The following is a 25,038-nucleotide window of genomic DNA, read 5'->3' as shown; positions in this document are numbered from 1 at the left end:
GCGCGCGGAGCGCCCGTTCGCGTATCGGCGGCTTAACAAACCGTTGAGCTTAACGTGCTGTTAAATCGACCGAACTAATCTACCGGTAACTCGTACCGTTTTGCATCACCATGGCCACATTCACACCCTTTCCCGGATACGACGGGCTGATGTCGCTGTCGCGCCGCGAAGGCGTCGACATTCGCCCGACGTTGCTCAGGGTGCTGACTGATCTGTACGTACAGAGCCCTTCGCATACCGACGATGAGGAACGGCAGTTCGTCGAGCTGACATCGCGGCTGATCGACGAGGTCGACGATGCCACTCGCGCGGTCGTGCGCGCCCGGCTGTCGATCTATCCGCACACCCCGCGCGCGATCGCGCTGCGGCTGTCGTTGACGCCCTCGGCCGATCAGCGTGTGCCGCTGGCCGCGCCGATCCCACCGGCTGATATCACTTCCCCGGCCCGGCCGGCGCGGCGCGCTCCGACCGAAGCCGAACAGCGCGCTGCGAGCCTGTCGATGCAGCCGGAAGACGCCGCGCAATTGTCCGAGATGTTCTTCTCGGCGACTGCCCCCGAGCGCGCGCAAATCCTGCAGAATCTCGCCGAGACTCCGCTGCGTCCGGCCGCGCGGATTCATCCGCCGCGGGCGATGCGCGCGGCGGAAGTGCTGCACATGGCGGCCTTCGTGTCAGACGTCGAGAACTTCACCGCCGAACTCGGCGAAGCGCTGCTGCTCACCGCGGCGACCGCGGAGCGCGTCGTCGCCGACGAGAGCGGAGAGGCGCTCGCCTGCGCGCTGAAAGCGCTCGGCATCAAGGGCCAGGTGTTCGAGCAGGTGCTGATGTTCCTCGACCCCGCCAAGGGTGCGTCGGTGGAGTGGGTGTACCGGCTGTCGCGACTGTACGATCGCTTGAGCGAACGCGCGGCGCTGATCATGCTGGCGGCATGGCGCGGTGCCACCGTCGCTTCCACCCGCGCCAAATATCGCGCCACGCTCTACGACGACGAACGGCAGCGCGCACGTCACGCAACGCCGCAGGCTCGTCCCGCGGTGCAGCCCGGCACGACTTGGTCGCCGCGGATCGGCACCACGCGCGGTTAGAGCGCTTCATCGATCCATTGAAACGGATCTAGACCTTGCCAAGGGTCCAAAGTCCTCATCCTGAAGAGCCTGGCGAAGCCGGGCGTCTCGAAGGATGGGGCAACGCATTCCCTGCGTCACATGGTTCGAGACGGCGCTACGCGCCTCCTCACCATGAGGTTGTGCGTGTGGCAGGCGGCGTGGATCAGCTCTGATTCTATGAAAGACAGAACTGCTCTAGCTACTTCGCCAGATCGAGAAAGTGCCGCCCGGCGCGGTCTTCGGTCTCGACGATCCAGGCGTCGGGATCGAACCGGATTTCCTTGGCGAGACGCGCGTCGACGTCTGCCTCCGGCTGCGGCGTCGGCGATGCCGGTACGAACACCCGCTCGAACGGGCGCTCATCGTCGTAAGCGGTCTGCGGCGCCGGTACGTACAGCATCGCCTGCCGGTCCAAGGTCACGACCTTGACGAATACCGCACCCGCCTCCTCGGCCCCGCGCCGGCTCACCGCGCCGAACACGCCCTCCGTCTGGCAGCGGCGCAAGTAAGCCGACACCCAAATGGCACTTTTCAGTCTCATAGAGCGGCTTGTAGAGGATTTCAGGAACTTGGCAAATCGCGGTGACAAACCTGCCCCCGCGCAGGGACTGCGCGGGAATTGGCGAGCCCCAGATCCATTCATCGCAAGAGTTCGCCGCCGTTTCGCGCAACGAAAGCGAGTCAAACGAGCAGACCGGAACTCACTGTTCCGCAGCTCCGCCGAGGCACGACGCGCGTCCCCCCGGCGTGTCGTGCTAGTCGATCGAGTGCCCGATCATCAATCCGAGTTCGCGCACCACGCGGTCGGAGACCTGTCCGGTGACCGGCAGGTTGCGCGAGCGTTCAAACCGGGCGATCGCGGCGTGGGTGTCGGAGCCGGCGGTTCCGGTCGGCTTGAGCTGGCCGTAGCCGTATTGCGTCAGCGCGCGCTGCACGGCTGCGATCCGCCGTGACGACGTAATCATCTCGCCGACCGGATCTCGTCCAGCGCTCGGGATGCCAGCCGGTGGACGCGGCACGTTGGCGGAAGCATTGGCGCCGCGCGAGGTGGTGGCTCGCACCAGATTGCCGAGCGGATCGTCGCTCTCGGCCGGGCGGCTTCGCGCCGGGCGCGCTTCCGGTAGACGGACATCTGCGGCTTTCGCTTCAACCGGCTTGGTTTCGGCGGGCTTGGTTTCGGCCGGCTTGGTCTCCGCCGCGCGCGATTCAGACGGCTTCAATTCGATCGCGGTCGGTTCCAGCAGCTTCTGATCGAGTGCCTTGGTGTCGGAGCGTTGTTCGGCATCGAACGGACGCGGACGCGGCAGCGTGACGATCGACACAGACTCCGGCGAAGCCGCCTTGCCGAACATCGGCGACGGGTGCTGCCCGGCCTGCATGAAGATCGCATTGGTCACGATCGCGATCACCGCGGCCGAGGCGAACATCGCCGCGACGAAATCCTTCGGGCTCGACAGCATCAGCCGCATCGCCAGACCGCGCTCCTCACTATCCGCGACCGCCACGGCGGCACCGCGGCGCGACGATCCGCCGTCCTTTCGCTTCTTAGGCACTCTTCTTCACCTGGTAGTCTTGCGCCGGCGAATCCGCCGACGTCATCGGGTTCAACGTCGTGACGTTGCTGGATGTGGGCAGCGCCAGAGGCAGCGACACGGTGACGGTGGTGCCGCAATCGATCTGGCTCTGCACCTCGATCTCGCCGCCGTGCATCCGCACCAGGCTCTTGACGATCGACAGCCCGAGGCCAGTCCCCTCGTGGCGTCGCTGATAGGTCTTGCCGGCTTGGAAGAACGGATCTCCCAGCCGCTTCAGGTCTTCCTCGGCGATGCCGACTCCGGTGTCGCTGACGCGCAGCACCAGCCGCACGCCCTCGACCGCGGCCGACACCGTGACCGAGCCGCCGCGCTCGGTGAACTTGATCGCGTTGGACACCAGATTGAGCAGAATCTGCTTGAACGAGCGTGGATCGCCGACGACGTCCGGCAAATTCTCCGGCGCGCGGGTGATCAGGTCGATGCCGCAGTCGCGTGCTTTGAGCGCCAGCAGATTGCAGCAATTCAGCAGCGCGGGCCGCGGCGCGAACGGCTCCGGGACGATTTCGAAATTGCCGGACTCCATCTTCGACATGTCGAGGATGCCGTTGACCACCGACAACAGATGCTGTCCGGAATCGTTGATGAGCTGGGCGTATTCCTTGCGTCGCTCGGCGCCGAGCATCAGTTCGTCGCCCTGCGCGATCATGTCGGAAAAACCGATGATCGCATTCAGCGGCGTGCGTAGCTCGTGGCTCATGGTGGCCAGGAAGCGGCCCTTGGCGGCGTCGGCACGCTCGGCTTCGGCCCGCGCCTCGTCGAGCGCCTGCTCCTGCATCTTGCGATCGGTGATGTCTCGCATCACGGCGACGACTTCAGTCTCGCTCGCGCTGGCAGTGGACGGCACCGCGTCCAACGGCCGGCAACGCATCTCGACCCAGACGAATTCGGCGGCCGACGGCCGGCCGCGCTCGTCACGCGCCACCTGGCGGCGAAGCCGAAATTCGACGCTGCCAGTTTCGCGGCCGCGGGCCGCGTCCGACATCGCCTTCAGATAGGCAGGGCGATCGGCGACATGGACACGATCGAACAATCCATGCTCGGCGAGCTGCGAAGTCGGGGTGCCGAGCAGGCTCTCCGCCGCCGGCGAAATGAAGCTCACCGCGCCGTTGCGATTGTGGCGCGAAATCACATCGCTCATATTGCGGGCGAGCAGTCGATACCGCTCCTCCTCGACATCGAGCAAGGCGCGGTTGGTGCGCGCGAGCCAGGTGGCGCCGTAAGCCAGGCCGGACGCGTACAGTGTCGCCGTGGCGATTCCGAATGCCGCCAGCGTGGCGCTCGAAGCTGCGCCATTGGCGGGCATCGGCAATGCGCCGAGAAGGTCGAGCCCGATCAACAACGCGGCACCGCCGAGCGCCAGCGATACCGCGAAGGTGACGACGCGGCGCGATGCCGACAGCGCGGCTTCGATCGGGATGACAACCAGCCACACGGCCGCGAAGGATTGGATGCCGCCGGTGAATGCCGAGACGCCGATCACCAGCGCGGCGAGCGCTAGCGACGACAGGAAATGTGCGTCCTCGTAGCGCCCGGTGCGCGAAAGGAACCAGGCCACCAGGATTGGGACGATCAGCCAGGCGAGCGCCGCGGCTTCGAGCGCCGTCGGAGCGCCGCGCAACACCAGATACAACGGGAAGGCTGCGAAGGCCGCGAGACTACCGAGCATGCGCGGTGCAATGAAGGCACGATGCCGCGCCCGCGCGAGCGCGTCGTATCGCGCCGACGGATGCAGCAACGCATCGAGACATTCACCGATGATTCTGGATACTGCCACGCTGCTCGCGCTCGCTCGTCGCCTCGTAACGGGAGGCGTTCGGCGCCTCGCGTGTGGTTGGCCGAAACTGTCAGAGCGACCTTAAACGAACACTAAGGCGATCGAAGAGTGTGGCCCGCGCCCGCCTCAACGTGCCTTCACCGGGCGCATTCGAAACCACATGGTGAACGCATCGTTTCGAAGCGTGGAGCGATATGGTTTCGAATTGGTGGACGCAGAACGGCCGGCGATCGAGAAGCCCAGCTCCGTCAATCGAATATTTACGCCGAATCGTTTCGGCGGAGTTTTCCGCGGATTTCGCTCGAATTGTAAGTAACCAAAAAACCCCGAATTCATTGCCGCTCGATACGACGGAGTTCGATTGCGAGGCCAATCGCAACGGGGAATTGGACGACGGGGTCGCGAGATGTTCTTTCTGCTTCGCTTGGCGTTTTGGATCGGAGTGGTCCTGGTATTTCTGCCGCGCGAGTCGACACCGGATTCGGAGAAGCTGCCGCAGATCGGCGCCTCCGAAGCGGTGTCTGCGGCGAGTGCCGCGGTGTGGGACTTCAGTCAATTCTGCAAGCGCCAGCCGGCGGCTTGCGAGGTCGGCGAACAGGCCGCGACGGTGATCGGTCATCGCGCTCAGGAAGGCGCGCGCAGGCTGTACCAGATCATCACCGAGAAGCGCGGCGAGCCGACCGGCGCGATCGGCGCGAGCGACGCGCCCGATCCGTCGCTGGCGCCGCGCGACACGCTGACGGCCGAAGATCTCAAGATCGAGTGGAAGCTGCCCGGCGCCGAAACCGCATCGACGAATGCGGTCACCAAGCCCACTGCCACCAATTAGAGCAGAACTCGACGATCGAACCAGGCGATTCGCGCTTTCGAGCGCGCCCGCGAACCCATATATCTGTCGGCACAGGTTCCATTGCGCGCGAACCGCGACTGACGGATACGGGGCACGATGACGATTGACGAGATCAGGGACAATTTCGCGCTGCTCGACGAGTGGGACGATCGCTACCGCTACGTCATCGAACTCGGCCGCACGCTGGAACCTATGCCCGAGGACGAACACTCTTCTGCCAACAAGGTACAGGGCTGCGCCAGCCAGGTGTGGCTGTCGCGCAAGCTGACGCGTAACGCGGCCGGCGAACCGGTGCTCACCTATCTCGGCGACAGCGACGCGCACATCGTGCGCGGCCTGATCGCGATTCTGCTGACGCTGGTCTCCGGCCGCACGCCGCAGCAGATCCTCGCCGCCGAGCCGATCGCGGTGTTCGACGAGCTGGGCTTTCGCGAGCATCTGACGCCGCAGCGTTCCAACGGCCTGCGCTCGATGATCGAGCGGATCAAGGCCGACGCGCGCGAGACACTCGCCGCGTCGAGCTGATCGCGATCGACTCCGGCTGCTCCGCCGCTTTACGGCACCACGAACGCCGCATCGTCCGCCAGCCAGCTCCGCGGCCGCGGCCTAGCCTGTTCGGTCCGCGGAGCAAGGCCGTAGTGCCGGGCGAGCCGATCGAGCGCGAGCTGCAGTACCACCTTGGCGGAGCGCGACGGCCAGCCGCGTTCGCGCTCGACGTCCTCCAGGCCGCGCAGAAAGCAGCAGACGTCGAGCAGGATACCGCAGAACTCCGGCCCGCAGGCGTCCAGGGCGTGCTGCACCCGCTGCCGCGCCGCCACGACCAGATCGGTCATCTCTCCAGCGCCGCCGCTGCCGGCGCGCCCGGTCGGCGCTCCCCAGTTCGACGTCACGCGTGGTGTCAGGTTGCCGCGGGTGAAGTCGGCGCGCAACCGCTCGCCGGCGACGAACTGCTCGGCGCTGATCATCGCTTGTCCGTCGCGCCCTTTGCGGCGGGCCAGCCAGGCGAGCGGGCTTTCGCTATCGTCGATGGTGACGCGCGCCAGCCCCTCGGCCGTCATGATGTCGCGCTCGGCAAGATCCAGATGACTGGCGCGAAAGCTGTCGACTTCGGCCCTGCCCGGCCCGCGTGCTGCGGCGGACTTCCGTCCGCGACGTTTGGTGTGCATGTCGTCCGTCCTTTCCCAGACTCGATCTAGGAAAATATTCTCACAACACACCAACAGGGACAAGGGCGCCACCCCACGATATTCGGATTTTTTTCCTTACCCCGCAAGTCAACCGTGGCTTCAGAACCCAGCGCCCCACCCGGCTACGGCGCGGCGCGCCACCGCCTCCAGCTCGTCCCGGCTGGCACCGTCGCGGGCCAGGATCGACATACCGGCCTGGATCGCCTGGATAAGCCGGGCCTGGCCGTGGACGTCGGTCGAGGCCGGCAGCTCGCCGGTCGCCACCGCCGCGCTCAGGCACGCCTCAAGCCGCTGCAGCGTCACGGCGCGGGCCTTGCGGACCATCTCGCCCAGCTCCGCGTGCCCCTCGCTACCGACCGCCGACAGCGTCACCATACAGCCGAGCGGATGATCGTCCGGCCCCCCGGTCAGCACAGCAGCAGAATCCAGCAGATAGGCTGTCACCGCGTCGCGCGCGGTCGACGCGGTGCGGAACCGGCCCCAGACCAGATGCTCGTAGGTGGCCTCGTAATACCGTAGCGCTTCGGCATAGAGCGCATCCTTGGCGCCGAACGCGGCGTACAGGCTCGGCGCCCCGATGCCCATCGCCTCGGTCAGATCGGCAATCGAGGTCGCCTCATAGCCCTTCGCCCAGAACAGCCGGGTGGCCGCCGCCAGCGCACGTGCGCGGTCGAAGGCCCGCGGCCTGCCACGCGGCCGCGCGGCCCGATTGTCCAAGGTCGAATCTGATTTTTGCATCACTCGCTATATAAATCACTTGACCGGCGTCCGGCAATTCACATAGCAATTTCCATATCGATCATTACAAAATAGAGGACAACATGGTTGAGCTGACGGGCAAGCGGGCATTGGTCACGGGTGCCTCGCGCGGCATCGGCGCGGGAATTGCGATCGAATTGGCCGCCAAGGGGGCAGACGTCGCGATCACCTATGAGCGGTCGGCCGAGCGCGCCGCCGAAGTGGTGCGGGCGATCGAGGCCAAGGGCCGCCGCGGTGTGGCGATCCAGGCCGACAGCGCCGACCCGGCCGCGGTGCGGCATTCGGTCGAGGCAGCAGTGTCCGGCCTCGGCGGTCTCGACATCCTGGTCAACAATGCCGGCATCGGCCGGGTCGGGCCGATCACCGAACTCAGCCTCGCCGACATCGACGCGCTGCTGAACATCAACGTGCGGGCGGTGGTGCTCGCGTCGCAGGCCGCTATCCCGCACCTCGGACAGGGCGGACGGATCATTTCGATCGGTTCGACGCTGGCCGAGCGGGTGCCGTTCGCGGGTTCGACTGTCTACGCGATGACCAAGTCGGCGCTGCACGCCTTCACGCGTGGCCTGTCGCGCGAGCTCGGACCGCAGGGCGTCACCGTCAATCTGGTCCAGCCGGGATCGATCGATACCGATATGAATCCGGCCGATGGCCAGCAGGCCGATCAGCTCCGCAGCCTGACGGCGCTCGGCCGCTATGGCAAAGCGGAAGAGATCGCGGCCGTGGTCGCCTTCCTGGCCAGCCCGGCCGCCGGCCTGATCACCGGCGCGATGATTACCGCGGATGCCGGCTTCTCGGCTTGACGCGGCGTTACTTGCGTCGGCGGCGCTGCTGGCCGAGCCCCATCTTCTTGGCGAGCTGCGAGCGCTCGACGGCGTAGTTCGGCGCCACCATCGGGTAGTCCGCGGGAAGCCCCCACTTCTCGCGGTACTGCTCCGGCGTCATCTTGTACTGGGTGCGCAGATGACGCTTCAGCGACTTGAAGCGTTTGCCGTCTTCCAGGCAGATCAGATACTCGGGCGTCACCGACTTCTTCACCGGCACTGCCGGTTTCGAAGGCTCCTGCGGCGCCGCCTCCGGCCGGCCGGCAGACAGCCGCTGCAGCGCGGCGTGAACCTGCGCGATCAGCGCCGGGATCTCGCTGGCCTGGGTGGTATTGTGGCTGACATAGGCCGAGACGATCGATGCGGTCAGCTCGACATAGCTTTTGCCCGTGGTGTCACTCATCGGCCGTCCTTCGTCGCTCGTCCGAGCGCGCGCGGCGGGCCGCGGGCGCGTTGATCAAATTGTCCGGGATACTCGGCTCAACGGCACATCGCCAGCAGGCGACGACTCTAACCTTGCCGATACCGAAGTCTATTGTCGGCAATACTATGGAGCAAGGTAGACTAATAGATGAAACGTGGTCCGAGCGCGCATCAGCCGCGCTGTTCGAGATGGTCGCGAAGCTCGTCGATCGACTCGAACCGCATCATGCCTTCCGGCATCTGCGCCTCGATCGAGCCGTCGGAATACAGCGAATAGGCCATGCCGTCGACGACGCCGGACTTCAGCACCGTCACCTGCTGCATTTCCTCACTGCGCGGCGCCGGGGTCGGCTCCAAGAGACCCGAGCGCTCCTGTGCCGGCGCAGCCTCGTTGCTGTCCGCATCAGTCCGCATCTGCGACCAAGATTCGTGAAAGCTGGTCGCGGCCCCGCCGAGCAGATCTCCGGTTGACGCATCGCCGCCGGTCTGGGCGGCCCGTTCCCGCTCGCGCCGGGACGACGCAAACAATAGATTGCGCCGCTTCGGCGGAGACGTCTCATCCTCCTCGGCTTCCAGGGCGGCTCGGCGCGCGCTGTCGCCAGGCGGCGGTGGAGGCGGCTTGATCTCGAGTGGCGGGGCCGCGCGCTGGCGCAGCCGGTCGCGCGCGCTGGCTTCCTGCTGCCACGGCGCCGCTCCCGCTGGCTCCGCTGCCGCCGGCAGCGGCTGCGCTGGCGGCAATGACGGCTCCGGCCGCTCGCCTGGAAACAGCGTGTCGCTGTCCGTGTCCACGGGCAACGACGATAACGTCGCGCGCGTCGGAGCCCTGGCAACGCTCGGTTCGCTCTCGTCGGCAGCCAAGCCAGAGCCGATCAGCCGCAGCTCACGGATCACTGCCGACAGCCCAAGCAGCAGCGCACCGGTGCATGCGCCCACCACGCCCGACAAGATCAACGTGTTGCCGAAGCTGAACTCCTTGACCGGGACGCCGACGACAATCGACGCCGCTCCGGCCAGCAGGAAGACGATGCCGGCGACCAGAAGCAATACCATTCTCAACTCCACGCCGGGGCGGATCGCCACGGCAACCCTCGTTACGATAGCGTCATCCGTCCCAGATCGGCAATCGCCGCAGAGCTTTGCGAACAACTTGTTGACACGCGGTTGCAAGCCTCCGGGGCTTCCCGCCGGCTCGGAGCGCCCCGCCACATGCCTGCCGCGCTTCGGTCGACGCTTGCTGCAAGACATTCGCAGCACTAGGCTTCCGCCACGTCAACGCGCCGGGCAACGGCGCCCACACGAAGAGGAAACGCATGTCGCCAGCCGAAGCCGCACGCCTGAGAGAAGTTCCCGCCGACATGACCGAGGCCGAATGGGAGCAGCGGGTCAACCTCGCCGCCTGCTACCGCTTGGTCGCGCTGTACGGCTGGGACGATCTGGTCGACACCCACATCTCGGCGCGGGTGCCCGGTCCTGAGCATCACTTCCTGATCAACCCCTACGGGCTGATGTTCGACGAGATCACCGCTTCGAGCCTGGTGAAGGTCGATCTCGACGGCAACCAGCTCACGCAGAGCCAGTACAAGATCAATCCGGCCGGCTTCACCATCCATTCGGCGATCCACGAGGTACGCGAGGACGCCGGTTGCGTCATCCATCTGCACACCGCGGACGGCACCGCGGTGGCGAGCTGCATGGACGGCCTGCTGCCGATCAACCAGACCGCGCATTTCGTCACAGGCGACCTTGCCTATCACGACTATGAAGGCGTCGCGCTCGATCACGACGAGCGTCCGCGCCTGCAGCGCGATCTCGGCGACAAGAACCACATGTTGTTGCGTAATCACGGCACGCTGACGGTCGGCCGCACCGTCGCCTCGGCTTTCGAGCGGATGTATCATCTCGAGCGCGCCTGCACGATGCAGGTCCGCACCAAGATGCTCGGCCCGACCGCCTATCCGCTCGAAAAGATGGTGATCGACAAGAACCACGACCTGATCGCCAACCGCGACGCGATGGAGCTGCGCTCGACCAAGCTGGTGTGGCCGCCGCTGCTGCGCAAGCTCGACCGCATCGATCCGAGCTATCGGAGCTGAGACCTATCCCCGTCATGGCGAGCGCCAGCGAAGCAATTCAGCCGGTCCACCAAGACTATGGATTGCTTCGCCGGATTCTCATCCTCGCACAGCAATGACGCTCTGATCGTCGAAGGTTGAAATCCGACGCCACGATGATATGATTATTGCATCACCCTCTACGCTATCGGAATCCAAACGCCGCCCAATTCCGGGCGGCGTTTTTGCGTCGGCCTGCCACGCAGGCTCGAGCCGCCTCGATTTGTGACGTAATTATTTCGTCGCGCTCCCCGCCACTACCGCGGCGCTAGCCAGCGACACAGTACACTCGCGCAAGTAATCAATCGCTTCTCGAATTGCCTCTCTTCGACAAATCTGCTTCGTCGATTTACCGAATGTTGTCGTCTGCGGTCCATGGGTGGCGCGCCGACAACTAACAAATCGGCGAGATACGAACACACAACGTTCGCAAAACTGTCACGAGCTCCGGCCACCCAATGCGTCAGTTGCACTCCGCCTCGAAACGCCTCCTGAAATCGCCCTTCAATCGCATCAAGATCGGCCTCCGTATTCAGATCGCATTATTGGGACTGATCGGGGTCGCACTGGTTGGCGCGGCCTGCCTCGTCGGCCTGCGATCGGCCGCCGAGGCGGAGCATCGGTCCGACGCAAGCGTCGCGCTACGCTTCGACGTGATGCAACTGTCGTCGGACTATCTGCAAGCCGGACTGATCGCGCACGAATTCCTGCGCACATCCGACGAAAAGCTGATCGCGAAGCATGACGCCGTCGCAGCGTCGGCGAAGAGCAGACTACAGGACATCGAGCGGCGTCTCGGCCAATCGGAAGGCGACGAAGCGACCAAGCAATCGACCGCACTGCTGGCCGGCTTGAATCTGTATCTCACGCGTTTCCAGAATCTGCTGTCAGCCAAGCGCGTGCTCGGTCTCAGAGAGCAGGATGGTTTGCAGGGCAGATTGCACGATGCAACCAGGCGGCTCGAAGCGAAGCTGGCCGAGATCGACGATCCTCGCCTATCAGTGCTGATGCTGACGATGCGACGTCTGGAAAAAGAGTTCATTCAGAAGGGACGTGAGAAGGACGGCGATGCCCTGATCGAGCATGCCTCCGACTTCGCCGCCGCGCTGACCAAGAGCAATCTTGCTGCCGACCAGGCGAAGGAACTGACTGCCCTGATCGGCGGCTACAAATCGAGCTTCCTCGCCTTCATGGTCAGCCAGCAGAGTCTGAACGAAGAAATCGACGACTTCGCCTCGGTGTTCGCCCGCAACCGGCCGACTCTGGATGCGCTGGTGGCGAGCGCGGAGGCACGCTATCGCGCCTCGCAGGCGAGCGCAGCCGAGGTCCGAAGCCTGCTCAACTGGATCGTCGGCGGCGTCACCTTGGCAATGGCGGCGCTCGCCTTGCTGGTGGGGCAGCGCATCGCCAACTCGGTGACACGCACCACCGCGGCGATGCAGCGGCTCGCCGCAGGGGATTTCGAGGCGGTGCTGCCGGGGTTGGAACGCAGCGACGAGATCGGCGAGATGGCGCGCGCTGTCGAAGCCTTCAAGGCTGCATCGCAACGAGCGGCGCGCGACGAGACTGAAGCCAAGATCGCGCAGCAGCAGGTCGAAGCCAACCGTCGCAAGGCGGACATGAGCACGTTGGCCGACAGCTTCGAGGTCGCGGTCGGCAAAGTGATCGAGACCGTCTTCCAAGCATCGTCCTCGCTGGAAGCGTCGGCAGGCTCGCTGACGCAAACCGCGGAGACGTCGCGCCAGCTCACGATAGCCACCGCTTCGGTGTCGTCCGAAGTCAGCGCCTGTGTCGGAACGGTGGCGGCTTCGGCCGAGCAATTGCTCGCCTCGGTCGATGACATCGGCCGACGGATCGTCGAGTCGACCACGATGACGGCCGCAGCGGTGCAGCAGACCCGGCAAACCAGCGAGCACGTCCTTCAACTCGCGCGCGCCGGCGATCGCATCGGCGACATCGTCGGGATGATTCAGACCATCGCCCGGCAGACCAATCTTTTGGCGCTCAACGCCACGATCGAGGCCGCGCGCGCCGGCGATGCCGGGCGCGGTTTCGCGGTGGTCGCTTTCGAAGTCAAAGCCCTCGCCGAACAGACCGCAAAGGCCACCCAGGACATCCAGCGGCAGGTCGCCGACATTCAGCATGCAACTCGCTCGTCGGCGGGCTCGATCGACGAGATCGTAGGCCTGATCGAACGCATCTCCGAAACCATCTCCACCATCGCGTCGGCGATCGAGCGGCAGGGCCACGAGACGCGGGCGATGTCCGACAACGTCACCAAGGCCGCCGCTGAGACGGCTCACGTCGGGACCAGTATCGAACGGGTCCAGCGCGGTGCCGAACACGTCGAGAGCGCCTCGCGCGACGTGTTCGCTGCGGCAAAGTCGCTGGCCACCGATAGCGACGTGCTACGGCGGGAGGTCGTAGGCTTCCTCGGCTCGGTGCGTTCGGCTTAGCGCGCCGCCGACCAAGAGCTTCGATCACTGCCGCATTGCGGACCTGCGGCCATAGCCGATCAACGCAAGATAAACCAAGGCCGCCGCCAGCGTGGTATGGCCGCTGAACTTTACCAGACCGAAGCCCCAGCCGGAGGCGTCGACCAGCACGGCGAGCGCCGCCAGCAGCGCACAGGCGCCGACGGCGCGGAGCGCGAGGACTACCGGGCGCCGCAGCGAGCGACGCAGGATGTCGTGCTGCGGCCGGCGCAATCCGAACGCCAGAGCCGAAAAGCCCACCAGGCAAAGAAGCTGCGCGACAGTATGGCTCACGTTGCGGCCTCGCGCGACATGGCCGGGATCCCTCCCCGCTTCGATGCGCTCCGCGGTGGACGTAGCCTTGCGCTATTTCGCGCAGTGCGGATCGCCAGCACCGCGTGCAGCAGCGCCAGCGCCACGCACATCAGGTCTATGCCGGCGAACACCCAGTCGCCGCTCGCCAGACTGTGCCACAGCGGGCGCTGCGTGGTCGCAGCATTCAGCACCGGGATCAGCGCCAGCAGCGCAGCAGCCGTCCAAAGCTGCTCGACCCATGCCGACTTTGCAGGCCGCAGCAAAGCGTGGAGCAAGGTCAGCCCCCAGACGATAAAGAACACATGGATTTCCCAGAACGCGCGATCCGCCATCGCGTTCGGCAACAGACGGTTCGCCCACAGGAACGCCGTCATGGCGATCGACAGGCCTGCGATGCTGGCGATGTTGAGCCGTTCGACCAGGCGGAATCCGAAAAACGGCCGCTCCGGATCAGGCAGCTTCTGCCGCCGCTTCACCGTCCACATCACCAGACCCGTGCCGACCATCGCGGTGCCCATGAAGCTGACGATGAAGTACAGCCACCGGGTCTCGAGGTCGCTGAACCGTCCGATATGCAGCGCGTAGAGCACGCCTCGGGTTTCCGCCGCAGCGCCGACGTGATCGTGCACCTTAAGGAGTTTTGCGGTAACGCCATCGAACTCCAGATAGTCCGGGCTCATCGATACCCGCCCGGCATCGCCACGGGTCACCGCGACGCGAGCAGTCGCGTCGCCCGGATTGGCGGAGTTGACGCGCCCGACATCGGTCGTCCCCCAGCGCTGCTGCGCTTGCCGAACCATCGCCTCGATCGACCCCAACGGAACCTTGTCGCCGCCCGGCTTGTCGGCGCGAATGAACGCGCTGAGTTCGGCCGTGAGCTGCTGGCGCTCGGCCGGCGTCTTGATGGCGGTGCGCTCGCCCCACGGCACGTACAGCGCCATCAGCGTCACCAGCCCGGTATAGGTAATCATCACATGGAACGGCAGCCCGAAGACCGAGAGCGCATTGTGGGCATCGAGCCAGGAGCGCTGGCCCTTGCCCCAGCGGAAGGTGAAGAAATCGGTGAAGATCTTCTTGTGGGTGATCACGCCGGCCACGATCGCGACCAGCATCGACATTGCGGCGAGACCCGCGAGCAATCGTCCCCAGAACGGAGACATGTAGTAAAACTGAAAATGGAAGCGGTAGAAGAAATCGCCGCCGAGCGTCTCCCGCGCCTCGGCGCGATGGCCGGTGATCGGGTCGAAATAATCCTGCCCGAACCCAGGTGCCCCCTTCCCGACGCCGGGAGTCCGCCAGAACGCATAGACGGTGTTGCTGCGCCCGTCGGGGAGCTTGATGCTCCACTGCGATGCGTTCGGCGCGATCCGTCCGATTTCGTCGGCGACCCGTTGCGCCACCACCGCCGGATCGAGCGGCTGGGTGAGACGCGGCAGCTCCGGCCGCATCCACTGCGACAGCTCGTCCTTGAAGAACGACACCGTGCCGGTGAGGAACATTGCGTACAGAACCCAGCCGAGTAGCAGCCCGGTCCAGGTATGCAGGCCGGACATACTCTGCCGGAACCCGGGGCCTTTGGCGTGCTGATCATGCGGCATCGTCACACCTCGCGTCTTATCAGGAGGCCGACCAAGCCAGCGGCGCCAGCACCGCGGCGACCAGCGCAAGGCCGATCCACACGGCCAGTGCACTCCGCGCCGCGAACGCCCAGATCACGACCGCCGTACAAACCGCGAAGCTCGCGAGCTGGCCGGTGAGCACCGCCTGCGGCTTGCTGATCGGCAGCGCCAGCGCCGCGACGCTGCAAAGCGCCGCAAGCCCGTAGCCGCCGAACAGCGCCGCAACGATGCGCGACGTCAGCGCACCGATCGACCGGAGGCGATGCGCCCGCGCCGTCATTTGCGCGGCGCGGCCGGCGTCGCTGGCGGACCAGGCGGAAGCGGCGGCAGCCCGTCGGCCTTCTCATAGGTGACGGTGGTGGCGTAGCTCACCGCGTCATAAGGTTCAGTGCCGTTCGGTCCGGCGCGCTCGCCCGCGGTCTTGTCGTTGTGGCTGACTTCGGCGACGTAAACGCCCTGCCACGGCATGTCGAAGCTGACCAGCCCCTGCGCGTCGGTGTGCGCTTCCTTGGCCCAACCCGATTGCGTCGTCAGCGTCACCTTGGTCTTCGGCTTCGGCTGATCCTTGAACACCAGCTTGAACTGACCGGGCTGACCGGTCGGCACCAGATCGAGCACCAGCTTCGGCTGCTGCGCGGCAAAGCCGGTGATCAGTCGCGCGGCCGGATAGAACCAGTTCCGCACGTCCCTGTCCTGCTGCTTCCAGGTGTACAGCGGATAGCTCGCATCCTCGGCCACGATACTGTCGCCCGCCTTTGCGGCGAACGGCAGCGTGAATCCGGTTGCAGCCTTGCTCGCCTCGGCCTTCTGCTCGCCCTTGGCCGACAGCAGCGTCGCCGTCACCTTGGCGAATTTGTCGAGCAGCCCGGGCGACGCTTCGCGCAGATTCTCGCCGAACTCGCCGAACCGCACCACGGCCTGCCCATCCGCCTGCTCGATCCAGATCTGATGCGCTTGCGCGGGCGCGGCGGCGCCGAGCAGCGCAACAATGGCGAGAGAGAGCTTGTTCATGCGGTGCTCCTTGTTGGCTTAGAGATCGCGTGCCGGACGACAGGCATCCGACACGTGGATGCCCGGCACGAAGGCCGGGCATGAAGTCGTTGCGTGCGCTGCGCGCGTTCGATCAGAAATCGAACGCCGCCGAGAGCAGATAGGTGCGCGGCGCACCCACGGTGACGTAAGTGCCGGTGGTGAGCCAATAGGTCTCGCCGGTGACGTTCTCGATATTGGCGCGGAAGGTGACCGGCTTGCCCGTGAGCGCCGTCGTGGTGTAGCGCGCGCCGATATCGAGACGGGTCCAGCCCGGGAAGCTCAGCGTGTTGGCCGTGGTCAGATAGGCGCTGCCGGTGTGGATCACTCGACCGTTAAGCGCGAGCCCGCGGACCCATGGCGTATCCCAGTCCAGCCCGGCGGAGAACGTCTTGTCGGGTACGCCGGCCGCGGCGTTGCCGCGCTGCGTCGGGTCGGTCGGATTGGTCAGTTCGGGGTTGATGAACGTCGCGCTCGCCATGCCACGCAGCCCGGGCAGGATCAGGCCTTAGAGGTTCAGCTCCAGGCCTCTGTTGCGCTGCTCGCCGTCGTAGGCCTGCGCATTGGCCGCGGTGGTGATCAGGCTCGGACGGGCGATCTGGAACACCGCTGCGGTGGTGGTGATGGCGCCCCAGTCGACCTTGACGCCGGCCTCCTGTTGCTTCGACTTGTACGGCGCCAGGATCGTGCCAGCGTTCGAGAAGTTGCCGCCAACGATGGTGCCGCGCGTGAGACCCTCGGCGTAGTTGGCATACAGCGACACGTTGGTCCACGGCTTGACGACGATACCGGCGAGCGGTGTCGTAGCGCTAGCGTCGTAAGTCGAGGTCAACGCGCCGATGTTGGTGCCGGTGGTGGCGTAGCTCTCCTGCTTCACCATCTGATGACGACCGCCGAGCGTCAGCAGTACCGACTCGTTCAGGAACGACATGGTGTCGACCACCGCGACGCTGGTCAGCGTGCTGTCGGAGGCGTGCCGCGGCGAGTATCGGTCGAGTGTCACCGCCGGAAGCGGCGCTGGGTTGTAGATGTTGGACGCGGTCGTGCCGCCCTGGATGTAGGCGTTGCCCGCCTCCTGGAAGAACCCGGTATAGGCAACGTTGAGCTTGTGACCGATGAAGCCGGTGTCGAACCGCGAACGGAAGCCGACATTGCCGCTAACCGTCTTGGTGTAAGAATCGTAATACGTATTCTGGACGTTGAAATTGCCGAGCGCATCCACCGCCGTCGCCGAGCGCGGGAAGGTCTGGTAGTTCGAGCCATCACGATAGCCAACGCCCGCATAGGCGGTCAGCCAGTCGGTCAGGTCGTATTCCAAAGCGGTTGCGGCCGTGTTGTCCTTCTGGCGCAGCCTCGTGTCGGGATACCAGTTGCTGCGTGCATCAGGCGGCGCCGGAATCGCGGTGGCGGTCGGCAGCAGGCTGATCTGCGGGCGGAAGTTGTCGGTGTTGTCGTTTTGCGAGAATAGATCGAGCGTCCAGCGAAGCCGATCGCCGCGATAGTCGATCGCCACCGCACCCAGACCCGACTGGAAATTTCCGTCTCTGATCGAGGCTTCACCGTTACGACCAACGCCGTTGAAGCGAACGCCCCACTCCTTGTTCGCGCCGAACCGCTGGCTGGTCTCGAGATGCAATCCGTAATTCGCCGCGCTCATGAAGAACGGCGTCAGTCGCGAGAACGGCTCGTCAGTAGCACGCTTGGTGACGATGTTGATGCCGCCGCCGACGGCTCCGCTCGGCGCGATGCCGTTGATCAGCGCGCCTGGACCCTTGAGCAACTCGATCCGCTCGATGATCTGAGCCGGAACGCGCTGCGACGATGCGAGGCCATACAGACCGTTGAGGCCAACGTCGGTCGCCCTGACCTCGAAGCCTCGGATGATGAAAGTGTCGTCGAAGCCGTCGCTACCGGTCGACAGCCGCACTGAGGAATCGTTGATCAACGTGTCGGCGGCGGTGCGAGCCTGCTGGTTCTCGATCAATTGCGAGGTGAAATTGACGGTGCTGAACGGCGTGTTCATCACGCTGGTCGCGCCGAGCAGGCCGAGCGTGCCGCCCTGCGCCACCTGGCCGCCCGCATAGGCCGGCGCCGGCGCGCCGATGGTGCGGGTCGAGCCCATCGTTGTCGGCGGCGCGGCCGGTGGGGGCGGCGGCTCGGCGGCGCGGCGCGGCGCTACCCGCGCGGCGCGCTGCGGCGTGGCGCGTGGCGGCGCGGTGCGGGTCGCCGCGCGCTGCTGCGGGGCGTCGACCGAGACCGGCGGCAACACGCGCGCTTCGGACTCCTGGGCAGGTGCCGAGGATGGCGCGAGGCCGGCCGCGCACAGCGTCAGCACGCCGGTCGCGACGCCCAAATACAAACGATTGTTGCTAGCCTTGAAGTTGCTCACACCACGCCCCCGTCACTCGTCGGTGTCCGGGTAGGAGATGAGGGATGGTGAGGCAACGGATGCGATTTAGAATTGATATACACGCGCCCATAGCAAGCGCGCGGCGCTTAGAACGAGTCTAGTAAACGACCTCTCCGCTCGGTATCACGCCGGTGAATGCAACGCGGCGACCCGGCGCCAAGGAACACCTTGGCGCATCGCAGCTTCGCGCAGTTTGCTACTCACCGCGCGGAAGCGAAACAGCCATGGAACCAATTTGGAAGGATTCCGGATTTGCGCGCGGTGGCGCAAATCCGGAGCAGGACTCGCGCAATGCGAGGTGACGATCTGACGCGGAGGTGTTTCAGCGCGGTGCGTCAGCCAGCGCGCCGAGAATCCGCACCCATGAACGGATGCCCTTCTGGAAGCTGGTGAGGTTGTACTTCTCGTTCGGCGAATGGATGTTGTCGTCGTCGAGACCGAAGCCGATCAGCACGCTGTCGAGCCCGAGCGTGCGCTTGAAATCGGCGACGATCGGGATCGACGCGCCGGAGCCGATCAGCACCGCTTCCTTGCCCCACTCCTCGGTCAGCGCGCGGCTCGCCGCGGTGAGCGGCTTCATGTCCCACGGCAGCGCGATCGCTGCGCCGTTGGAGTGATCGAGAAACTCGGCGCGGCAATCGCCCGGCAGCCGGGCGGTGACATAAGCGCGGAACGCATCGCGGATCTTGTTGGGGTCCTGCCCTTCGACGATGCGGAACGACACCTTGGCCGAGGCTTCCGCCGCGATCACGGTCTTCGATCCCTCGCCGGTGTAACCGCCGACGATGCCGTTGATGTCGCAGGTCGGTCGCGAGATCAGCTGCTCGATCAACAGACGATCGTCCTCACCGGCCGGAATCGACAGCCCGATCGGGCCGAGAAAACTCTCGGCGGTCAGGTTCAGTCCCTTCCACTGCGCCAGGATCTCCGGCGGCAAATCCTTCACGCCGTCGTAGAAGCCCGGAATGGTGATGCGGCCGTGCTCGTCGTGCAAGCCGCCGAGAATCCGCGTCAGCACCCGGATCGGGTTCTGCGCACCGCCGCCATAAACCCCGGAATGCAGATCGCGGTTCGCCGCCTTGATCTTCACCTCTTCATAGACAAGGCCGCGCAGCGAGGTGGTGATCGCCGGCGTCGCCGGGTCCCACATCCCGGTGTCGCAGACCAGCGCGAAGTCGGCGGCGAGGTCCTTCTTATGCGAATCGAGGAACGGCACGAAGTTCTTCGAGCCGACCTCCTCCTCGCCCTCGATCACGATGGTCAGGTCGATCGGCAGTTCGCCGGTGGCGTCCTTCCAGGCCCGGCAAGCTTCGATGAAGGTCGAGAGCTGGCCTTTGTCGTCCTGCGCACCGCGCGCCACGATGATCTTGCGGCCGTCGGCATGGTCGGCGATCACCGGCTCGAATGGCGGCCGATGCCACAGCTCCAGGGGATCGACCGGCTGCACGTCGTAGTGGCCATAGAACAGCGCGTGCGGCCGGTTGCCGGTGTTGCCCTTGGCCTTCGCCACGATCGCCGGATGACCGGCGGTCGGTCTCACCTCGGCGTCAAATCCGATCGACGCGATGTCGGCGCGAAGATGCTCCGCCGCCGCCTTACAGTCCGCCGCGAACGCCGGATCAGCCGAGATCGACTTGATCCGCAGCAGTGCGAACAGCCGCTGCAAGGCGGAGTCGAAATCGGCATCGGCGCGGCCGAGCACTGTTTGAACGTGAGAGCTGGCGGACATGGTGTCTTCCTTCTTCAGATGTGTCGGATACCGCGGCCTCGCCCTTCGAGACGCGGCGTAACGGCCGCTCCTCAGGACGAGGAAGCTGCGACATGTCGCAAACAGCGAACGCGGCGATCTCGGACAGCCTCATGGTGAGGAGGCGCACAGCGCCGTCTCGAACCATGCTGCCGCGCGCATCTTTCCAAACCGCGGACGTCTCGCTCACCGTCGCAGCATTCCGCCCAGCGTGCCCCGCACGATCGAGCGGCCGACCGAGCTGCCGAGCGAGCCGCCGACCTTCTTGCCGAGTTCGGCGGCGAGGCCGCCGACCACGGTGGTGGCGACAGTGCGGGCGACGCTGCGCGCCACCACCTGGCCGGTGGAGAGCTTGCCGCGCGGCGTATTAGTGCCAAAGATCGTCGAGACCATACTGCCGAGCTGGCCGAACAGGCCACCGCTGCCGGGCTCGGCCTCGTCACCGGCGGACTTGCCTTCGATCCGCGCGCGCAGCTTCTCATAGGCCGATTCTGAATCCACCGCGGTGTCGTATTTGCCTCGCACCGGGCTCGCGGCGATGATCGCCTTGCGCTCCTCCGGCGTGATCGGTCCGATCCGCGCCGACGGCGGCCGCACCAGCACGCGCTCGACCATCGCCGGCGTGCCGTTGCCTTCGAGGAACGACACCAGCGCCTCGCCCTTGCCGAGCTCGGTGATCGCCTTCGCCGTATCGAGCTTCGGGTTCGGCCGGAAGGTGTCGGCGGCCGCCGCCACTGATTTTTGATCGCGCGGCGTGAAGGCACGCAGCGCGTGCTGCACCCGATTGCCGAGCTGCGCCAGCACCCGATCCGGCACGTCGATCGGGTTCTGGGTGATGAAGTACACGCCGACGCCCTTGGAGCGGATCAGCCGCACCACCTGTTCAATTTTGTCCATCAACGGCTTCGGCGCGTCATTGAACAGCAGGTGCGCCTCGTCGAAGAAGAACACCAGCTTCGGCTTGTCGGGATCGCCGACTTCCGGCAGCTCCTCGAACAGCTCCGACAGCATCCACAACAGGAACGTGGCGTACAGCCGCGGATTACTCATCAGCTTGTCGGCGACGAGAATGTTGACGAGGCCGCGGCCCTGGCTGTCGGTGCGGATGAAGTCCTTGAGCTGCAGCGCCGGCTCGCCGAAGAACTTCTCGCCGCCCTGATTTTCCAGGACCAGAAGCTGACGCTGGATGGTGCCGACGGTCTGCTTGGTGACGTTGCCCAGCGACTGCGCGGCCTGGCGGATATCGGCATTGACGTCGCCGGCTTCGGCGACCTTCTGCGCGATCGGCGCGATCGCATCGAGCATCGCGCGCAGATCCTTCATGTCCATCAACGGCAGGCCCATGTCGTCGGCGACACGGAACGCGACGTTGAGCACGCCCTCCTGCACGTCGTTGAGATCGAGCATCCGCGACAGCAGCAGCGGTCCCATCTCGGAAACGGTGGCGCGCACCGGATGGCCCTGCTCGCCGAACACGTCCCAGAACACCGTGGTGAACTGGTCGGGCTGGAATTTCAGCCCGATCTCCTGGGCGCGCTTGAGGATGAAGTCCTTGGCCTCGCCGACCTCGGCGATGCCGGACAGATCGCCTTTGATGTCGGCCGCGAACACCGGCACGCCGGCGCGGGCAAAGCCCTCCGCCATCACCTGCAGCGAGACGGTTTTGCCGGTGCCGGTGGCCCCGGTCACCAAGCCGTGGCGATTGGCGAGATTCAATGACAGCCACGCCGGCTGCTCGCCCTTCCCGATAAAAATCTTGCCGTCGGTATCACCACTCGCGATGCCGCTCGCCGCCATCTTGTTGTTTCCTCGCTCAGAAATTCCCGGCGATCGGTCGCCCGGTGCCGCACGCATCCTGCCTGCGCCATCGGAACCATTCAACGACGATCGCGGCGAGACGTTGTCGCGATATTCACCCTACCACGCGCAACAACGTCTGGTGCGTAGATTCCCGCTTGCTCGAAAGAGTATGTGGCACCGCGATTTTGCAATGTTGCAACACTGACGAAGCGAATCGCGCGCGGCGACTGCCACGATCACGGGGGTCGCTTGTGTTTCGTGGCAGAGCGGATCAGGATGATCCGACAACATGGACCGGCATCGAACAGCCGGCGTGGCGGGGGCGTGATGGACGAGTTGATTGAAAGACTGGCCGACAAGGCCGGTCTGGACCGGTCTGTTGCCGGCAAAACCATCGGCATTATTCTCGCCTTTCTCCGCAATGAAGGACCGCAGCAACCGGTCCAGGCCTTGATCGACAGCATTTCGGGCGCCGAAGCCGCAATCGAAGCTGCGGACGCATCGCGCAGCGGATTGAGCCGCCTGATCGGCGGCGGCGGCGTGATGGCGATGGGCACCAGACTGCTCGGGCTCGGACTCAGCGTCTCCGAAATCCAGACGATTGCCCGCGAACTATTCAAGGCCGGCCGCGACAAAATCGGGGCGGATCAAATGGGCGCCATCATCGAAGGCACGCCCGGGCTCCGCCAGTTCACCTGAACCTCGTATCGAGTGCCATGACATATCCAATTTCCCAGCTCGACGGCATCACCGAAGTCGCCGCGAGCAAATTGAAATCGGTAGGAATTCGCACCACCGAAGCGCTGCTCGAAGCCGCCCGGACCGTGAAGGGCCGCAAGGCGCTCGCCGCGAAGACCGGTCTGGCCGAGCAGCAATTGCTGCAATGGGCCAACCTCGCCGACTGCATGCGGGTTCCCGGCCTCGGCAAGGCCAAGGCCGACCTGTTGCGCGCCGCCGGGGTCTCGACCCTGCGCGAGTTCACCCACCGCAACCCGGCGCGGCTGGCGCAAAATATGAAAGAGGCGAATCTCCAGCGCAAACTGGTGCGCTCGCTGCCCTCGGAGAAAGAAGTCGGTCAACTGATCGAACAGGCGCGCAAGCTGCCATTGAAAATCACCTACTAAGGTCCGGCGCGCCCACGCAGCCCACCGCTTGACAGGCTTTCGCGGACCGCGCAAAGCGCTGGCGCATGACCGCTTCCTCATCGCTGCCCGCATCGCCCGCCGCTCCGGCCAAGCCGCCACAGCTGCGCGATCTGCTGGCGCGTCCCGCCGCGGCGGTGATGGGCATTCTCAACGTCACGCCGGACTCGTTCTCCGACGGCGGCGATTATCTCGCGCCCGAGCAGGCGCGTGCCCATGCGGCCGAGATGATCGCGGATGGCGCCGAGATTATCGACATCGGTGCGGAGTCCACTCGCCCCTACGGCTCCCAGCCGGTCTCCGCGGCCGAAGAGCTGCGGCGGCTCCAGCCGGTGCTGGAAGCGGTGGTTGCGCTCGGCACGCCGGTGTCGATCGACACCATGAAGGCCGAGGTCGCCGCCTGGGCGCTCGACCATGGCGCGGCGATCGCCAACGACGTCTGGGGACTGCAGCGCGATCCGGAGATGGCGGGCGTGATTGCTGCGCGCCGCACCCCGGTGATCGCGATGCACAACCGCGACGCCGCCGATCCAGCCATCGACATCGTCGCCGACATCAACGCGTTCTTCGAACGCTCGCTGACGATCGCCACCAAGGCCGGCATCGCTGAGGAGCTGATCGTGCTCGATCCCGGCATCGGCTTCGGCAAGACGCCGCAGCAGAGCATGATCGCTCTGGCTCGGCTGCGCGAGTTCGCAGTGTTCGGCAGGCCGCTGTTGGTCGGCGCCTCGCGCAAGCGCTTTATTAGTACGATCGTGCCGAGCGAGCCGAAGCAGCGGCTCGGCGGTTCGCTCGCCGCGCATCTGATCGCCGTCGAGAACGGCGCCAGGATCATCCGCGCGCACGATGTCGCCGCGACGTCGCAAGCATTGAAAGTCGCACAAGCCATCAGGGACAGCCGATGAACGACACCATCTTCGTTACAGGCCTGGTGCTGCACGCCCGCCACGGCGTGATGGAGCACGAGACCGAAGTCGGCCAGCGCTTCGTGATCGACCTCGAGCTTACCGCCGATCTGTCCGAGTCCTCTCGTACCGACAAATTGTCGGATACAGTATCGTATTCGAACGTGGTGGCGTGTACCACCGCGGCGTTCAAGGACGCCAACTACCGGCTGCTGGAACGCGCAGCCGGCGCAGTCGCCGATGCGATCCTGACGAGCTTCGACAAGATCACCGCGGTGAAGGTGACGGTGCACAAGCCGCACGCACCGATCCCCGCGATCTTCGACGACGTCGGCGTAATCATCACCCGCAGGCGGAGCTGAGATGCCGCGCGCCCTGATCGCGCTCGGCGGCAATGTCGGCGACGTCCGCGCCACGTTCGACAAGGCGATCGCCAACATCTGCGGCATGACCCAGGCCGAACTGTTCGCGCGCTCCCCGGACTACGCGACGCCGCCATGGGGCGATGAGCAGCAGGACCGCTTCGTCAACGCCTGCGTGGCAATCAAAACTGCGCTCGATCCGCATGCGCTCTTATTTACGCTGCACAAGATCGAGAGGCGCTTCGGTCGCGACCGCGCCCACGAACGGCGCTGGGGACCGCGGACGCTCGATCTCGATCTGATCGCCTACGACGACGCGGTGATCAATCGGCCGGACCTGACGCTGCCGCATCCGCGGCTGTTCGAGCGCGCCTTCGTGCTGGTGCCGCTGCTCGACATCGTGCCGGATCAGGTGATCGCCGGCCGCTCGCTGAAAGACGTCCTCGCCGGGCTATCGACGGCCGGGATCGAACGGCTGCCGGACCGCGGCTGAGCCGCTGCTTCTGGGAATATCCCGCAACACGGTCCGCCGCAGTGCACAGGGCGCAATCTCGTCCTTATTGCCTCAAACAACTGTTTGGCATCGCCGTCCGCACGTGGCATTTT

Annotated in this window: 24 protein-coding genes and 1 pseudogene; 11 read left to right on the top strand and 14 right to left on the bottom strand. The window is 65.4% G+C overall.

The window, feature by feature from the left end; genetic code table 11:
* Nucleotides 1-110: 110 nt before the first annotated feature.
* The gene (locus DY468_RS04935; protein ID WP_164602940.1) at nt 111-1,085 is read left to right on the top strand and encodes a DUF2336 domain-containing protein; all 975 of its coding nucleotides are present in this window, start codon (nt 111-113) and stop codon (nt 1,083-1,085) included.
* 220 nt (nt 1,086-1,305) lie between these two features.
* Here DY468_RS04935 and DY468_RS04930 read toward each other — a convergent pair whose 3' ends face one another.
* From DY468_RS04930 to DY468_RS04920, 3 genes are all read right to left on the bottom strand, one after another.
* The gene (locus DY468_RS04930; protein WP_164602938.1) at nt 1,306-1,647 is read right to left on the bottom strand and encodes a DUF1491 family protein; all 342 of its coding nucleotides are present in this window, start codon (nt 1,645-1,647) and stop codon (nt 1,306-1,308) included.
* A 214-nt stretch (nt 1,648-1,861) separates the two neighbouring features.
* Nucleotides 1,862-2,659 (bottom strand): peptidoglycan-binding domain-containing protein, encoded by a 798-nt coding sequence (locus tag DY468_RS04925; protein ID WP_230761523.1) that lies wholly within the window; start codon nt 2,657-2,659, stop codon nt 1,862-1,864.
* The gene (locus tag DY468_RS04920; protein ID WP_164602936.1) at nt 2,652-4,475 is read right to left on the bottom strand and encodes an ATP-binding protein; all 1,824 of its coding nucleotides are present in this window, start codon (nt 4,473-4,475) and stop codon (nt 2,652-2,654) included. The genes DY468_RS04925 and DY468_RS04920 overlap by 8 nt, the downstream gene beginning before the upstream one ends.
* Before the next feature lie 406 nt (nt 4,476-4,881).
* On the opposite strand from DY468_RS04920, the gene DY468_RS04915 reads away from it, so the two are divergent.
* Complete coding sequence (locus DY468_RS04915) at nt 4,882-5,304, top strand: DUF5330 domain-containing protein (RefSeq protein WP_164602934.1); 423 nt, start codon at nt 4,882-4,884, stop codon at nt 5,302-5,304.
* 117 nt (nt 5,305-5,421) lie between these two features.
* Entirely contained in the window at nt 5,422-5,850 is a 429-nt protein-coding gene (locus DY468_RS04910; RefSeq protein ID WP_164602932.1) for a SufE family protein, read from the top strand.
* Nucleotides 5,851-5,879: 29 nt separating this feature from the next.
* Here the strand turns inward: DY468_RS04910 and DY468_RS04905 are convergent, their stop codons facing one another.
* Both DY468_RS04905 and DY468_RS04900 read right to left on the bottom strand, forming a co-directional pair.
* Nucleotides 5,880-6,491 carry a DUF6456 domain-containing protein gene (locus DY468_RS04905; protein WP_164602930.1) on the bottom strand — a complete coding sequence of 204 codons (612 nt, stop codon included), beginning with the start codon at nt 6,489-6,491 and terminating at the stop codon, nt 5,880-5,882.
* A 120-nt stretch (nt 6,492-6,611) separates the two neighbouring features.
* On the bottom strand, nt 6,612-7,250 hold the full coding sequence (locus tag DY468_RS04900) for a TetR/AcrR family transcriptional regulator (RefSeq protein ID WP_205511966.1): 639 nt from the start codon (nt 7,248-7,250) through the stop codon (nt 6,612-6,614).
* Nucleotides 7,251-7,333: 83 nt separating this feature from the next.
* Here DY468_RS04900 and DY468_RS04895 point away from each other — a divergent pair, with 83 nt between their 5' ends.
* Entirely contained in the window at nt 7,334-8,074 is a 741-nt protein-coding gene (locus DY468_RS04895) for a 3-oxoacyl-ACP reductase family protein (protein WP_164602927.1), read from the top strand.
* A gap of 7 nt (nt 8,075-8,081) precedes the next feature.
* Here DY468_RS04895 and DY468_RS04890 read toward each other — a convergent pair whose 3' ends face one another.
* Complete coding sequence (locus DY468_RS04890) at nt 8,082-8,498, bottom strand: Ros/MucR family transcriptional regulator (protein ID WP_164602925.1); 417 nt, start codon at nt 8,496-8,498, stop codon at nt 8,082-8,084.
* A 191-nt stretch (nt 8,499-8,689) separates the two neighbouring features.
* Entirely contained in the window at nt 8,690-9,568 is an 879-nt protein-coding gene (locus tag DY468_RS04885) for a DUF308 domain-containing protein (RefSeq protein ID WP_164603010.1), read from the bottom strand.
* 260 nt (nt 9,569-9,828) lie between these two features.
* On the opposite strand from DY468_RS04885, the gene DY468_RS04880 reads away from it, so the two are divergent.
* Nucleotides 9,829-10,611 carry a class II aldolase/adducin family protein gene (locus DY468_RS04880; RefSeq protein ID WP_164602923.1) on the top strand — a complete coding sequence of 261 codons (783 nt, stop codon included), beginning with the start codon at nt 9,829-9,831 and terminating at the stop codon, nt 10,609-10,611.
* Nucleotides 10,612-11,174: 563 nt separating this feature from the next.
* A complete protein-coding gene (locus tag DY468_RS04875) occupies nt 11,175-13,085 on the top strand; it encodes a methyl-accepting chemotaxis protein (RefSeq protein WP_246700883.1) in 1,911 nt (636 codons plus the stop codon).
* Nucleotides 13,086-13,109: 24 nt separating this feature from the next.
* Here the strand turns inward: DY468_RS04875 and DY468_RS04870 are convergent, their stop codons facing one another.
* The 7 genes and pseudogenes from DY468_RS04870 to DY468_RS04840 all read right to left on the bottom strand — a co-directional run bounded on the left by DY468_RS04870 (nt 13,110) and on the right by DY468_RS04840 (nt 22,020).
* Nucleotides 13,110-13,397: a DUF3325 family protein gene (locus DY468_RS04870; protein WP_164602919.1), complete on the bottom strand. Its 288-nt coding sequence runs from the start codon at nt 13,395-13,397 to the stop codon at nt 13,110-13,112.
* Complete coding sequence (locus tag DY468_RS04865) at nt 13,394-14,971, bottom strand: PepSY-associated TM helix domain-containing protein (protein ID WP_246700882.1); 1,578 nt, start codon at nt 14,969-14,971, stop codon at nt 13,394-13,396. The genes DY468_RS04870 and DY468_RS04865 overlap by 4 nt, the downstream gene beginning before the upstream one ends.
* A gap of 64 nt (nt 14,972-15,035) precedes the next feature.
* On the bottom strand, nt 15,036-15,317 hold the full coding sequence (locus tag DY468_RS04860; protein WP_164602915.1) for a DUF3649 domain-containing protein: 282 nt from the start codon (nt 15,315-15,317) through the stop codon (nt 15,036-15,038).
* Nucleotides 15,314-16,048, bottom strand: a complete 735-nt coding sequence (locus DY468_RS04855) for a DUF4198 domain-containing protein (RefSeq protein WP_164602913.1) — start codon at nt 16,046-16,048, stop codon at nt 15,314-15,316. Before DY468_RS04855 ends, DY468_RS04860 begins: the two co-directional genes overlap by 4 nt.
* Before the next feature lie 112 nt (nt 16,049-16,160).
* A pseudogene (locus DY468_RS04850) lies at nt 16,161-18,455 on the bottom strand (TonB-dependent receptor).
* 343 nt (nt 18,456-18,798) lie between these two features.
* A complete protein-coding gene (locus DY468_RS04845; RefSeq protein ID WP_164602911.1) occupies nt 18,799-20,205 on the bottom strand; it encodes a M20/M25/M40 family metallo-hydrolase in 1,407 nt (468 codons plus the stop codon).
* A 204-nt stretch (nt 20,206-20,409) separates the two neighbouring features.
* Entirely contained in the window at nt 20,410-22,020 is a 1,611-nt protein-coding gene (locus tag DY468_RS04840) for a helicase HerA-like domain-containing protein (protein WP_164602909.1), read from the bottom strand.
* Nucleotides 22,021-22,350: 330 nt separating this feature from the next.
* Here DY468_RS04840 and DY468_RS04835 point away from each other — a divergent pair, with 330 nt between their 5' ends.
* The 5 genes from DY468_RS04835 to folK all read left to right on the top strand — a co-directional run bounded on the left by DY468_RS04835 (nt 22,351) and on the right by folK (nt 24,925).
* Nucleotides 22,351-22,722, top strand: a complete 372-nt coding sequence (locus tag DY468_RS04835; RefSeq protein WP_164602907.1) for a DUF2267 domain-containing protein — start codon at nt 22,351-22,353, stop codon at nt 22,720-22,722.
* Between the two features lie 17 nt (nt 22,723-22,739).
* On the top strand, nt 22,740-23,147 hold the full coding sequence (locus DY468_RS04830) for a DUF4332 domain-containing protein (protein WP_164602906.1): 408 nt from the start codon (nt 22,740-22,742) through the stop codon (nt 23,145-23,147).
* Nucleotides 23,148-23,212: 65 nt separating this feature from the next.
* On the top strand, nt 23,213-24,070 hold the full coding sequence (gene folP, locus DY468_RS04825; protein ID WP_164602904.1) for a dihydropteroate synthase: 858 nt from the start codon (nt 23,213-23,215) through the stop codon (nt 24,068-24,070).
* The gene (folB, locus tag DY468_RS04820; protein WP_164602902.1) at nt 24,067-24,432 is read left to right on the top strand and encodes a dihydroneopterin aldolase; all 366 of its coding nucleotides are present in this window, start codon (nt 24,067-24,069) and stop codon (nt 24,430-24,432) included. The genes folP and folB overlap by 4 nt, the downstream gene beginning before the upstream one ends.
* Nucleotide 24,433: 1 nt before the next feature.
* Complete coding sequence (gene folK / locus DY468_RS04815; RefSeq protein ID WP_164602900.1) at nt 24,434-24,925, top strand: 2-amino-4-hydroxy-6-hydroxymethyldihydropteridine diphosphokinase; 492 nt, start codon at nt 24,434-24,436, stop codon at nt 24,923-24,925.
* Nucleotides 24,926-25,038 lie beyond the last annotated feature (113 nt).

The sequence above is a fragment of the Rhodopseudomonas sp. BR0M22 genome (genome assembly GCF_010907035.1).
In the GTDB taxonomy this organism is placed as follows: domain Bacteria; phylum Pseudomonadota; class Alphaproteobacteria; order Rhizobiales; family Xanthobacteraceae; genus Rhodopseudomonas.
Note: the sequence above shows the minus strand (reverse complement) of the source record. Positions and strands in the feature narration are given on the sequence as shown.